Here is a 13340-nt window from a genome sequence, read left to right as displayed (position 1 = left end):
TTTCCTCCAAAAAATTTATTTTTTTAATAATAGTGTATAAGCTGTTTCATCAGTTAACAAAACCCCATTTTTTTTAAAAGTTTCAAATTGAATCAAAGCAATTTTTTCATCAAATTGTAATTCAGAAGCTGTATAAAAATAAACTTGAGTTTTGAACTTATTACTTAATGTTTCTTCAATATTTAAACAATGGTCTAAGGAATTATCTACAAATATTATAGAATCGGGCTTAAAATCGAGAGCTTCTAAAAATAGAGTTAAAGTTTCAGCTTTATTTGCAAGATCAGTAAATATTATTCCTTTTTCATAACTTGGTTTAAAGGGTGAAGCTTTTAATATTTCAGGTTTCTTAAGCTTTTTCAAAAAATCATTATTATTTAATAATTTAGGTTTTGAAAAGTCTATTTGAATTTTATTTAGCGTATACCATAAATTAGGATCATCATTTACTCGTGATGTTAATGCGATTACAGGTATACCCATAGACTGTAATTTATTAATTATAAAAGGAGTATGTTTTTCAACAAGTTTTTTATTTTTATCGCCAATATCACAAATTTGAGTATAAATATTTAATTTTTCTTCAGGTAAGATATTTGAAGTAATAAGATGTGAATACAGTTTAGTAAAATTGTCATTGGAAAGTTTTAGTTTGCTTTGCATCCACACTTTTGCACTATATGTTCCATTAGAAATCATAGAGGTATTAACAATAATAGTTTCATCAATGTCAAATACTACTAGAGTTTTACTTAATGGTTTTGGCAATGGCAAATCTTTTATTTGCTGAAGATATATAATTTCAGCCCTACAATATAACAAATTTAGAAAAGTGAATAATATTATTAAAAAAACTTTACTCATTAGATTATAATATTTATAAATATTAGTTTAATACATAATATATAATTAAACATTTATTATAATATGCAAGTAAAATATAACTTTTTCTTTTTTTGGGCTAAAAATAGTATTTTTCATACTAAAAATAACTTTCATTTAAATGAGGACCCTTTTTCTCTTTATTTAGAAGAGTCTATAAAAAAAGCTTTATTAAATATTAAAGAAAATGGTTTTTTAAATACTATTAACTCTTTTTTTAAAAGAGATTATAAAAAAGTACTTTTCTTATTCATTTTATATAGTTTATTTGAATTTTGCGGGGCGTTAAGCTTATTCATAAGTCTAAAAAATATCAACTTAATTTATTATGGCACATTATATAATAAAGTCGTCATTTTATTAAATTTAACGTTAATTCCACTCTTAACTATTATTTTATACGTACATTATAAATTTCATTTTACTTTATTACAGTGTAGAACAACTGCACTTACTAGAGGATTGATTTATGATATTTCTCTTAAGATTTCTAAATTACCAGCTTCAATTTCTATAATAAATATTATAGCAAAGGATTGCGAAAATATTGGGGGTAAATGGTCTAAAGGGATTATGTTCATAAGTCCTATCTTTATATCCTTTTTCACCTTGCTATTATATTATTTGGTAGACTGGATTTCATTAGTAGCATTAATAATAATAATAATTTTTATATTTTTAAACTTAAATACTGAAAAAAAATTTGAAAAAATACAAAATGAAGTTCAAGACATTCTTGATAGTAAAATTAACTGCCTTACCTGGTTAAAAAATTTTTTTAAAGAAATAAAAATTTGTTCATTTGAACATTTTACATATAGGTATTTTAAAAGCATTAGGGAAAATGAAGAAAATGTTATAAAAAAAAGTTCTAAACTTTTACTTCTTTTGGATTTTCTTCAAAATTCAATTTCTATAATTATTCCATGTATTGTCGTATCTTTATATTTATTACAAGTAAAAGAAGCTCAAATTTCAAAAATTTTTACTAGTATTACTATTTTAACTTTAATACGTTATCATTTATACTTTTTTGCTAGAAGTTTTATTGAATTTAATATTTCTAAAGTAGCAACACAAAGAATAACCCTTTTTATTTCAGAATGGCTGACGAATGAAATAATTAAGCACCAAAATCAAAATTATGATCTTGATAAAGGTAGTATTTCTGTCAAACATTTTAACTTGAACTTGTATACCACAAATTCTAATTACAAATTACCTGACGATTTGACAGGAATTATCAATCCTGGAGAGTGTGTACTTGTTTGGGGGGAAACTGGTATAGGTAAAACTACTTTTATAAATACATTAGTAAATAATTCATCAAATTGTGTATTGATTAATGGTAAAGTTGCTCTTTGTGGTCAAGAACCCTTAATTATAAATGATTCAATAAAGAATAATATAATTTTTTTTGAGCAATTTGATGAAAAAAGATATAGGGAAGTTATAGAAAAAGCAAATTTAGTTGACGATATAGATTTTTTACCTTTTAGGGATTTAACAATAATTCAAGAAAATGGTATTAATCTTTCTGAGGGACAAAAACAAAGAATAAATATTGCCAGAATATGTTATAAAGAATCAGATATTTATATATTTGATGATCCTTTCTGTTCTCAGGATCCTAATAGCGTTTCTATTATATATAATAAGTTAATGAAAGAATTCCTTAAGAATAAAACTAGAATTATCATAACTTCACAAATTGATAATATTGAAGGAATTTCCAAAATAATAATTTTAAGTTCTAACGAATTTAAAGTTTACGAGGACCCCCTTGAGGCTTGTAAAAAATATCCTATTACCTCTATTAAATCTAATCTAGCTTTAAATTCAATTTCAACAGCAAATATTTCTGATACGAATGTAAAAATTGATGAAGTAGTGAATATTAAAGATTTCCAATCTTCTTCAAATCTTATTTCTTCTTTAATACAGTATACTTATAAAATCTTTTCAAATAAAATATTAATAGGTCTTATATTATTACCTTCAATTTTACAATTATTTTCAAATAATTGGCTGTCTTACTATTATGATAATAAATTCATTTATGGTAATACTCCAGCTTTATTGATTTATTTTGTATTAAATATATCCGCAGTTACTATTTATATCTTAATCAGAAAAAAAATATATTTTAATTCTATTAAGCTATCTTCTTATTTTTTTAATTCTATTATAAATAAATTTTTACAATGTGATTTATATAGTAAAACCATAATAAAGTCTGGTGATTTAATAAATAGATTATCCTATGATACAAATAAATTAGATTGCGACCTACCTTCTCAATATTCTTTTACTTTGAATATATTTTCTTCTTTAGTATGTTCAGTTGGTTATGTGATTTTGCATCAACCTAAAATGAGTATTATATATATATTAGCATTTTTGTTTATTAATAAATCTGCAAAAAAATATTTATATAAAATTACCTATTTATCTGATCACAATGCAAAATCTATCTCCACACTTTTAGGAAATATTAATGAATCTTCAATTAATATCTCCCAAATAAGAAATACACCCGCTGCAAATTATTTTAATAAAAAATTTATAAATGAGTTAATAAATATACTTAATATTTCTTATACTAAAAATGGAACTTATAGTTATTATTGGCTTATGCTCGAGTTAGCTGGGATTATTACTATTAGTCTATTAATTTTATTTATAATCTTTTTTAAAACACCTAATTCACAAAATTTATCAAGTTTTTTAATATCAACTTCCTTCATGATTACTCAACATCTATCTTTAAGCATTCTTGAAATAATTAGATTAAAATATGATATAGGAAGCTTTGAAAGAATAGATAATTTTAATAGTAATATAGATGGAAAAATAAATTATAATAATTATGAAAATAGAGTAATCACTTATCCTAATTTTAAATTAAATCTCACTTTTAATAATGTAAGTTTAAAGTATCCTAATTCTGAAATTTTATTAGAAGAGATAAATATTTCAATTAATTCTGGAGAAAAAATAGCTGTAATTGGAAGAAGCGGTGTAGGTAAAACTACATTATTTATGACACTTATGGGTTTTATAAAAGAATATAAGGGCTCAATTAAACTAAATAATTTAGAACTTAAGAAATATAATAAACTTCAATTAGAATCTTTAATTACCTGGATCCCTCAAAAACCAATTATATATCCTACAAATATAAGAAACAATATTGATCCTTATAATCAACATGAAGAAGAGATAATTCTCAAGGCATTAGAACAAGTTAATTTACTAAAAAAACTTAAAAGTATAAATAACAATCCTTTAGAGATACAAATCTCTAATGAAAAACAGGTTTTAAGTAAAGGTGAGCAACAGTTGTTGAGTTTTTGCAGAGCAATATTAAACCCTAAACCATTAATTTTATTAGATGAACCAGATTCATCTTTAGATATGATAAATTCCAAACTTCTAGATAATATTATAAAAGAGCATTTTTCTAATTCTACGGTAATTACAATTACCCATAAACATTCGAAATTAATTAATTATGATAGAGTTTATTTAATTAAAGAAAAAAAAATTTGTCTATTAAACCATCTTAAGTAATAAAAATATTTTAAGGAGAAATTGAAATGAGATCATATGATAATGTATGGGATTTATATGCTAATTCATTAAAAGAATCAGGTATAAATACTTTATTTGGAATGGTAGGAGACGGTATAGGTCTTTTAGAAGCAACTGCAAAAATAATAGGTTTTAAAACTTATACATTTAGAGATCAAAGGGTGGCTATAGCAGCCGCTATTGGATTTTCCCAAGAAAGTAATAAATGTGTTTTTGTTTCATGTAATCCAGGGCCAGGTTTAGCGAATGCTTCAATGGGTATTTTGGAGGCCTATTCTCAATGTATACCTATGATTATTATTTCTAATGGAGTGTCTAGGTCACTTAAAAATACTGGAGCTTTTCAAGAATTTAACTCTGTAGGATTCATGTCAGCAATAACAAAATTCGCTTACCGAGTTGAATCTTACGATATGATAAAACCCATTTTACAAAAAGCATGTAATATAGCTATAAACGGTAAACCAGGGCCCGTTTATATAGAAATACCTGATGATTTAATTTTTACAAATTATGAAGGACATATTTCGCTAGATACTAAGAAATATGTATATTCTCCTATAATACAAGATATTAAAACTATAGCAAAGATCTTAAGTGACGCTCAAAAACCTTTATTAATTGCAGGGGGAGGATGTATGATTTCTTCTGCAAAGGAAGAATTTACTTCAATCACTGAAATTCTTTCTGCAGCAGCTTTTACTACCGCTTCTGGACGAGGGAGTATTAATGAAACACATAATCAAAGCTGTGGTTTAATTGGATTGTATACTTCTCTTCCTTCTAAAATATTATTAAATACCTCGGATGTAATTTTCTTTATTGGAAGTCAGATTGAAGAAACTGTTTTAATAGGGATAAAATCATTACTTGAATCAAAGAAAATAATACAACTTAACATCTGTCCCGAAGATATAGGTAAATCCATAAAAGCAGATTATAAACTTATAGGAGATGCTAAAGAAACACTAAAATTATTAATACAGGAATTTAAATTATTAAATAAAAGCAATAATGAGGATTGGCTAAGGGAAATTCAAAAAGTTAAAAATAAACAAAAATTTTATTTGACCGATAATATTAATTTTGAAAGCAATAAAGTAAGGTTTTTATTCAAATTATTAAAGGAAAAAATTCCAAACGGTTTTACTTTAGTTTCTGATAATGGATTAAACGATATGTGGCCTTATTTTTATCCAGTTCACATAAATGGTGAACACGATAAATTTTTCTCACCTGGGGAACATACAGGATTAGGTTTACCTATAGGTGTTGCAGTAGGGGTTAAAATTAGTAATAAAGAACGAATTGTAATCTCAGTTACAGGTGATGGATCCTTTTCTTTTGGAAGAGCAGCTTTATTTACGGCAGCTGAAAAAAAACTAGGTATAATTTATATAATTCTCAATAATAAGGGTTTCGGATGGCCAGCATTGACGCAAAAATCCCAAAATATTTCCATAGGATGTAAATTCGAAAAAGAAGATAATCTTGAGTCATTAGCTAAACAACTCGATGCATTTTATTTTTCCCCTAGCGATTTAGAATCATTAAATAAATGTATTGAATCAGCGTTAACTAATTCACTTAATAATAATATTTCAATTATTGAGCTACAAATAAACGTTCAAGACATACCAATAGGTATTAAAGAAAATTATTTAGGAGAAGAGGTGAGACATGAGCTTTAAAAGATATGGGAAGGTTTATTTGAATGAGCAATTATATCCCTTTTTCCAACAAGAAGTACAACATCAAATATATAAATTGAAATCATTAGGTGTAAATGATAAAGAAGTTATAGGCCTTAATTTCAAATCTAATTTAGAATTTTTAAAGGTTTATTTAGCGTGTAGAGAATTAAATCTAATACCTTTAATAATATACAAAACTCTTGAAGCAAAAGAAGAAGCTAAAAAATTTGGAGCTTCTTTACTTATTAAAGAAACAGAAAATAAACTAGAGTATATAAAGATTTCATCCAAAAAATTTTTAAATAATAAAGAATTGAATAATGTTGCTGTTATCTGTCGATCCTCTGGTACTACTGGTATGCCTAAACTTATTGCTTGGAATCATAATGGCATAAACTTTCAATCAACAGCCACTTTTAATCATTTAAACTACCTGACAGATGATAAACTTTTAATATCCTTACCCTTATGGTGTGCTTATGGTTTGAGTATTTTACATATGTGGGAAAAATATAAAATGGATTTAATTTTAGCAGATACTTTAAATCCTAAACATTTATGTGAAATTATTAATATAACTAAATCTTCTGCATATGATAGTACACCTGTATTTTATTCTTTTTTATATAATTTTTTAGTAAAAAATCCAAATTATGTTTCTAAAATTTCTTCTATTAGAATTTGGGGATGTGGAGGGGATATTTTACCACTTAAACTAGCAAAACTTTGGTATAACCTTACCGGTAAACCAATATTAGATGGATATGGTCAAGTTGAGGCGGGCCCTAATATTTCCATTAATACATTAGAAAATTTTCGGTTTGGTAGTGTAGGTAAATGTTTAAAAAATATACAGACTTGGGTAGAAAAAGATGGTGAATTAGTTGTTGAAAGCCCAAGTATCATGGAAGGATATTGGGTATTTGAAAATGGAGATTATACTTTTAACATAGCAGATAAAACGCTTTACACTGGTGATATTGTTAATATAGATGAAGAAGGATATATTAAAATAATAGGAAGAAAAAAAAATATTATAATTGTAAATGGATATAATATCAATCCAGAAACTATTGAACAAACATTGCTTAATCATAAAAATATAGAAGAAGTCGGTGTAACTTATATTGATATGAATGACCTTGGCCATAAGAAATTAACTGCTCTTGTAAAGCTTAATTCAAAGGATACTAATATAATCGAAGATATTAAAAAATGGAGTTTAGAGAAATTACACCAGGAATTATTTCCTAAGTATTATTTTATAATTGAATCATTACCCTATCACTCGAATGGTAAAATCGATAGAATAGCTCTGAAGAATTTAGCGTCTCAGTGTTATTCCTCTACACAGGAGAACTTAATATCATACTAGAATAGTTTCCATAAAATCCTGCGCTATTAATAAGTATATTTTTTATTTTTTTATTAATAGGGTTTTTATTAACAGCTGAAATATTACATTCAGTATCGATATTCTCTAACCCAATTGTAGGAGGTATTATATTATTTTGCATGAAAATAATACTTGATACAATTGAAGGAAAACCAGCTGAGTAAAGTAAATGCCCAATGGCGCCCTTTATAGAAGTCACGGGCACACCATTTAATAATTCACATAAATTTAAAGCCTTACATTCTGCAGAATCACCTTCTATTGTTCCTGTTGCATGTGCATTGATCATATCTATTCTATTAGTTTTCGAGTTCTTTAAAACATCCTTTATAACATTTGAAAACGCTAATATGTCCGTTTGAGTAGGGCTTTTAACAGATACTCTTGTAGAAACTCCTTTTATAATTGCCTTTGCATTATCTTCCCCTTTGTAATTTTCTATTATTATTGCACCACCACCTTCACCTAAGTTAATACCAGCGCGTTCTTTGTCGAATGGTTTTGCAGGAAATTGTCCTAAAGCTTTAGTAGCTTCCATTCCAGCTATTTCATATTTATTTAATAATTCACTACCTAATATTATAGCATAATCAAATAAAGACTGATCCTTTAATAAATTAATGGCCTGATTTATTGCAAAATTCACTGTGGCACAAGCAGCGCTTATAGAAGCAAAATATATATTTTTTAAATTTAATATTTTCTTTATCAAGAATTCTTTATCTTTTAACCACTCACTTTCTACGGTTAAGTCAATAAGTTTTTGTGGTACTTTACCTGACCTTGTACATATTATAGCTAATACATTCTTATCTTTTAATTTTTCTTTGCTTAAATTTGCATTATCTAGAGCTTCATTAATAACATATTCTAATAATGAATAGGTGCTTATTTTAAAATTATTTTTTATAGGAATTTCAGCTACAAATTTATTATATAAATTTGAATATTTAATAGTAGAGTAATTATTTAATAATCCATCTTTAAGCTTTTCAAAACCTAAGCCATATGATGTAGCTATACCTATACCTTTAATCGCACAAATACTCATTTCAATCCTATATTATTATTTTTAAAAATTTTAGATGATTTACGAGCTTCTACATATGATCTATTCAACTCTGTCCAAGAAATTGAATAAGAAGTTAAATAAGAAGCTATAGTCCATACAATTTCATTTGGTAATTCAATCTCCATAGATTTTGAAAAACATTTTAGATAAATATCTTTTGAACACAATAACATTAAATTCCCTAAATATCTATTAGCTATAAAAATTTTAACTGCCTTCTCAATATTATTTCTGTAACATTTACCTGCAATTTTCATTATTTCATTAAAATTTAGTGAAATAAGCTCTTTAGTTGTTTTATTAAAATTTAATCTATGCACTATTTCTAAATTTAAGAAAAATTTTTGATAAAATAATATTGTATGATTCTTTTGTTCATCAAAATTTATCTTTCGAAAATGCTGATCCCAGAGATTTTTTAAGTAAGGTAAATTTACATTATGTACTAAATAAAATATAGTGGTTACAAACATTGCTTTCCTATAATTTTTTTGACATAAAGATGTTTCAATTATTCCTTTATTCTCTTTATTTAGCGCTATAATGTTAATTTCTAAATTATATAATTCTTTTACTAGTGAAAGCTTTTTTGCTGAAGCAAGCATATTTTCTTTGTTTGAATCTAGAATATTAATATCAATATTCATTTCCTGGCAATAAAATCGGATAACTTCAATTTGATTATAACGTGCTGCTAAGTGAAGTACTGTTGTATATCCTTTTTTTGGATAATAGTTTCTATATTTAAAACAATTAAGTTTAGAAAGTTTATAATAATGTCGTATATAATCAATATTACCTTCTTTAATTGATTTTTTTAAAACTTTTTCTAACATAATATTAGTATTTAATTTATAAACAATTAAATACTAATATTATTTTAATTAAATTAAAAGTAATTTCAATTAGTAATTATGTTAAAGATATAATTTATACTTTCTACTACGTAGAATACTAATATATTATTAAATTTATATTTAAAAAACTTAAAATTACTATTATAAATTAATTAGAACAATATTAAATGAGGTTATATTATGAATAATCCTATCATAATATTAGGCAGTTCAAGGAGCAGAGGTAATACATGGCAGGCAATACAAACGGTATATGAAGAAAAAATTCGTTTAATAGATTTAAATGATTATAATATTTTACCCTTTGATTACGAACATAAGAATAAGCATGATGATTTCCTTACTTTAATGGAAGAGATAATGAATTATGATACTTTTATTCTAGCAACCCCAATATATTGGTACACTATGAGTGGTCAAATGAAAGTTTTTCTTGATCGCTTCACAGACCTTTTAAAAATAAGACAAGATTTAGGTAAAAAATTAAGAGGTAAAAATTTATTTGTTCTAGCTTGTTTTGGCACATCTCCTCCAAAAAACCTTGAAGCAATATTTCAAGAAATTTGTCGATATTTAGGGATGAATTTTAAAGGAGTATGTTTTATTTATTCTGGGCAAAATTCAGAACTTTTAACTAATAATTTCCAACAAATAGAAGAAGCTAAACAAATGTTAAAATTATAAATTATTATAATTAGAAGTACACTATAATTATTTGTATTATAATATTTTACCGTAATAAATTATTGTATATGTACTCCGTATTTAAATGAAGGTAAAAATGATAAATAAGTTATTAGAAGCTGCAGGTTCATATATTAATAAATTTCTTGCAACTGAAGATGAATTATTTGAATCAAAATTTATATATATTATTAAAGATAATAAAGTCGAACAACTTTATGGTTTTATAGAAACAGCTAACAGACAAGGAATAAATCTTAACCTAATATTTAATAAAAACAGACATTATAGTTTACAAATAATTATAGATAATCACAATTATGAGTTAGGAAATATATTACTTGAGATATATAAATCTTATAACATAAGAATTTCCGATTTTAAGCCTCTTTTATTTTCGATATTACGAAATGATGATTTTAATATTAATAAAATTATTATTAAATCTTTTTTATTAAAATTATTTTTTACAATAAATAATGGACTTCATATTAAATCAGAAACTTTATACGAAGATTGGTTTAAAAACTATATTACAAAGGATTTTGATAAAACTTTCACTCTCAAAAAGGTTGGAAAACTGATGGAGAAAGTATTTGAAATTAAAGAATATATTGAGAATAATGGCCCTATTGAATTTTTGATGATAAAGTTTGATACGTCCTCTAGTAACCCAGTTTTCATCCAGATTTTTGATTCTTTCCTTATCAAGTCAATGATATTAAAATATTGCTTTATTAAAGATAAATATCTTAAACCTTTGAAGGATTATTCTTATTATATAAAATCATTATCAAAAAAAGGATTAAACTGCTTAATATCGCATTTCAATTCATATACTTTACCTAATGAAATAATTTGTAAAATTCTTTGTATATCTATTTCAATAATTCCAAAAAGTAGTTATAATTTAAAAGGTTTTGAAGAATTAGATCGACTTATAAGTCTTCAAGATGAACATCTTTTTCATCGATATAAAAATGTTAAATCAAAATCTATCAATATAAATGCCCAAGACTTTCCTAATAGAAATCGATACTTTCATAATTATTCAATAGAAAAAAACCTTTCTAAAAGATTTTAATCAATAAATTATCATTAAGTTCTTTCGTGGGGAACAATAATTTTATAGATATTGGATAAATAAGCTAAATAAAAGTGAAAGAGAAATTATCAAAATAAAGATCCTATAATTTATCTTATGGAAAACTATCGCTTGAAACACCTGAAATTAAGCGCTTATTAGATAAATTAATCTCCAGTATTCTAATTCAAAATCAACTGATGACATTATTTATAACTGATAAAATACAAATTGTTTTAATTAAAGCTATGTATTTTGCTTAATATATAGTTATACATGTAAATTATGCAATTTTTTAAATTACCAGTTAGTTTTTGAATCTGTATTTAAATAAAGACCCTGAAGGTGGTTTACTCCACTTTTCGTCTTTAATAGCTTTTAAAATAGTATAATTCATTACCAAGCTATCGTTATTAAATGAGAATTGAATGATTTTATGAAAATTTTCAGCTTGTTTGTTAAAATCAAATAAGCTTGAGTTATTATCTTGAACTTGATAATTCCAATATTCTATGTTTTCTTTAGTATCTCGATTAATCTCATTAGGTTTGCCAAACAACATTTCTATATCTTTCTTAGTCATCTTACCTAAATCTACTGTTTTTTCTAATATTTTTTCATTAATACGTTTTGTAGAATTATCCGAACAATTTCCAACTAATACAAGTGTAAGAATTAAAAATGAAATTTTAAGCATATAATATAACCATTAAAAGTATCATATAATTTAAGGAATTATTAATATAACTCTTAAAAGAAACCAAATCAATAAAATAATTGGTTATTTTATAATATATTAACTTTTAATTATAAATTTCAGATGGTTAAAATCTAGAAGCTTAAATTCTATAAAATTACAGAAAAGTTAAAATATAAATTATAAATCCAATACTTAGAAATATAGTGCTGAATATAAATTGATTACGAGGTAAGCTAATATATAAAACATAAATACATACGAGTAAAATTATAAGTAATAAACTTATAAGAAGAGCACTATCCAAAAAGTTATTTATTCTATCTAACAAATTAGGTTGTTTTTTAGAATGTTTTATAAAGTTTAATTCATCAAATTTTGAATCATTTGTATATGCGTTTGTAATACTAATTGCATTTAAAGAAATAATTATTGTTAGTATAATACTTTGAATAATCTTTTTTATTTTCATAATTTTCCTATAGTTAATTAAAACTTAAACCCAGACCCGTTAGGCTTATAACCGGTATCTTCTGGGTTTTCAAACTTTTTTGAAACAGATCTTCCTGTAATATCTTTAAAAAGAGTATCAAGTTCTTTCTTTTGATCTTCTGAAATATCAGCTTTATTAATTACGGCAATTACTCTTTTCTCTTCTTTAGAAATATCAATATTCCTGCAAATTACATTAGCTTCTTTCAGTTTATCTTCAGCTATAGATTTATCGTTATTTTGCGTTTCAAGTCTTTTTGGTGTTATCGCAATAATATCGTTAACCCTAGCTAATTCATTAAATTTCTTATTTAATTCCTTTAATTTACTATCTACGGTTTTATCACCAATTTTAAATATACGTTTTAATAAAGGATTATAGACTTTATTTGCCTTAGATTTAATTTTATCTATAGTTTTAGTGTATTTATCATGTTTTATTAAAAGCTCTAATGCGTAGGGATCTTTTATAAATAGTTCTGGTAAAGTTTCTTTAAATTCATTAATTATTGAATCTCTAATTTGAGTACTTTCTTCATATTTATCATTTATATTAGAAATATTAGCATTAGCTTTAGATAACTCATTATTGAAATACTGAATATCATTATAAGATGATTTTATTTTCTTAAAGTTTATTATTAAAGCCTTTAATTCCTCAAATGACACAGCTTTATCAGGTTTAATATCTTCAGATAAAGACAAGCTTTCAAGCTTCTTGAGGTTCTTATATTTATAAATATCAATAGTAGCGAGCTTTTTCTCATCTAGAACATGAGGTAACATTTCTCTTATAAACAAAATATTCTTCAATTGGGTTTTAAGATCTTTAGAGGATATTTCTTTCTCTACATTTTTAAGGTTCTTTTGATATTCTGATATAGAACC

General features: G+C 24.7%; 11 protein-coding genes. 5 read left to right on the top strand and 6 right to left on the bottom strand.

The annotated features are described in order from the left end of the window. Positions 1–15 precede the first annotated feature (15 nt). Positions 16–864 carry a DUF2608 domain-containing protein gene (locus tag J0H68_09570; protein MBN8828941.1) on the bottom strand — a complete coding sequence of 283 codons (849 nt, stop codon included), beginning with the start codon at positions 862–864 and terminating at the stop codon, positions 16–18. A 63-nt stretch (positions 865–927) separates the two neighbouring features. Here J0H68_09570 and J0H68_09565 point away from each other — a divergent pair, with 63 nt between their 5' ends. From J0H68_09565 to J0H68_09555, 3 genes are read left to right on the top strand one after another with little or no spacing between them, the layout of a single operon-like run. Further along, positions 928–4455, top strand: a complete 3528-nt coding sequence (locus J0H68_09565; protein MBN8828940.1) for an ATP-binding cassette domain-containing protein — start codon at positions 928–930, stop codon at positions 4453–4455. A 26-nt stretch (positions 4456–4481) separates the two neighbouring features. After that, positions 4482–6167: a thiamine pyrophosphate-binding protein gene (locus J0H68_09560; protein MBN8828939.1), complete on the top strand. Its 1686-nt coding sequence runs from the start codon at positions 4482–4484 to the stop codon at positions 6165–6167. Beyond that, a complete protein-coding gene (locus J0H68_09555; GenBank protein MBN8828938.1) occupies positions 6157–7545 on the top strand; it encodes an acyl--CoA ligase in 1389 nt (462 codons plus the stop codon). The genes J0H68_09560 and J0H68_09555 overlap by 11 nt, the downstream gene beginning before the upstream one ends. Here the strand turns inward: J0H68_09555 and J0H68_09550 are convergent. After that, positions 7517–8617, bottom strand: coding sequence for a hypothetical protein (locus tag J0H68_09550; GenBank protein ID MBN8828937.1), 1101 nt, complete (start codon positions 8615–8617; stop codon positions 7517–7519). The genes J0H68_09555 and J0H68_09550 overlap by 29 nt on opposite strands. Then, entirely contained in the window at positions 8614–9474 is an 861-nt protein-coding gene (locus J0H68_09545) for a hypothetical protein (GenBank protein MBN8828936.1), read from the bottom strand. The genes J0H68_09550 and J0H68_09545 overlap by 4 nt, the downstream gene beginning before the upstream one ends. 201 nt (positions 9475–9675) lie before the next feature. Between J0H68_09545 and J0H68_09540 the strand changes: the two genes are divergently transcribed. Continuing rightward, positions 9676–10179 (top strand): NAD(P)H-dependent oxidoreductase, encoded by a 504-nt coding sequence (locus J0H68_09540; GenBank protein MBN8828935.1) that lies wholly within the window; start codon positions 9676–9678, stop codon positions 10177–10179. A gap of 97 nt (positions 10180–10276) precedes the next feature. Next, a complete protein-coding gene (locus J0H68_09535) occupies positions 10277–11263 on the top strand; it encodes a hypothetical protein (GenBank protein MBN8828934.1) in 987 nt (328 codons plus the stop codon). Between the two features lie 307 nt (positions 11264–11570). On the opposite strand, the gene J0H68_09530 is transcribed toward J0H68_09535, so the two are convergent. The 3 genes from J0H68_09530 to J0H68_09520 form a co-directional block, all read right to left on the bottom strand. Then, complete coding sequence (locus J0H68_09530) at positions 11571–11960, bottom strand: hypothetical protein (GenBank protein ID MBN8828933.1); 390 nt, start codon at positions 11958–11960, stop codon at positions 11571–11573. Positions 11961–12117: 157 nt separating this feature from the next. Further along, a complete protein-coding gene (locus J0H68_09525) occupies positions 12118–12432 on the bottom strand; it encodes a hypothetical protein (protein MBN8828932.1) in 315 nt (104 codons plus the stop codon). Between the two features lie 17 nt (positions 12433–12449). After that, positions 12450–13340 (bottom strand): hypothetical protein (locus J0H68_09520; GenBank protein ID MBN8828931.1); only part of this gene is annotated, 891 nt, incomplete at its 5' end.

It is taken from the genome of Sphingobacteriia bacterium, from assembly GCA_017304685.1.
Classification (GTDB): Bacteria; Pseudomonadota; Alphaproteobacteria; order Rickettsiales; family 33-17; genus JAFKLR01.
Note: the sequence above shows the minus strand (reverse complement) of the source record. Positions and strands in the feature narration are given on the sequence as shown.

What these genes read in the sequence shown, in the direction of transcription:
- J0H68_09535 (MBN8828934.1), top strand. Translation starts at nt 10,277, where the DNA reads ATGATAAATAAGTTATTAGAAGCTGCAGGTTCATATATTAATAAATTT.
- J0H68_09545 (MBN8828936.1), bottom strand. Translation starts at nt 9,474, where the DNA reads ATGTTAGAAAAAGTTTTAAAAAAATCAATTAAAGAAGGTAATATTGAT.
- J0H68_09550 (MBN8828937.1), bottom strand. Translation starts at nt 8,617, where the DNA reads ATGAGTATTTGTGCGATTAAAGGTATAGGTATAGCTACATCATATGGC.
- J0H68_09570 (MBN8828941.1), bottom strand. Translation starts at nt 864, where the DNA reads ATGAGTAAAGTTTTTTTAATAATATTATTCACTTTTCTAAATTTGTTA.
- J0H68_09565 (MBN8828940.1), top strand. Translation starts at nt 928, where the DNA reads ATGCAAGTAAAATATAACTTTTTCTTTTTTTGGGCTAAAAATAGTATT.
- J0H68_09525 (MBN8828932.1), bottom strand. Translation starts at nt 12,432, where the DNA reads ATGAAAATAAAAAAGATTATTCAAAGTATTATACTAACAATAATTATT.
- J0H68_09560 (MBN8828939.1), top strand. Translation starts at nt 4,482, where the DNA reads ATGAGATCATATGATAATGTATGGGATTTATATGCTAATTCATTAAAA.
- J0H68_09555 (MBN8828938.1), top strand. Translation starts at nt 6,157, where the DNA reads ATGAGCTTTAAAAGATATGGGAAGGTTTATTTGAATGAGCAATTATAT.
- J0H68_09540 (MBN8828935.1), top strand. Translation starts at nt 9,676, where the DNA reads ATGAATAATCCTATCATAATATTAGGCAGTTCAAGGAGCAGAGGTAAT.
- J0H68_09530 (MBN8828933.1), bottom strand. Translation starts at nt 11,960, where the DNA reads ATGCTTAAAATTTCATTTTTAATTCTTACACTTGTATTAGTTGGAAAT.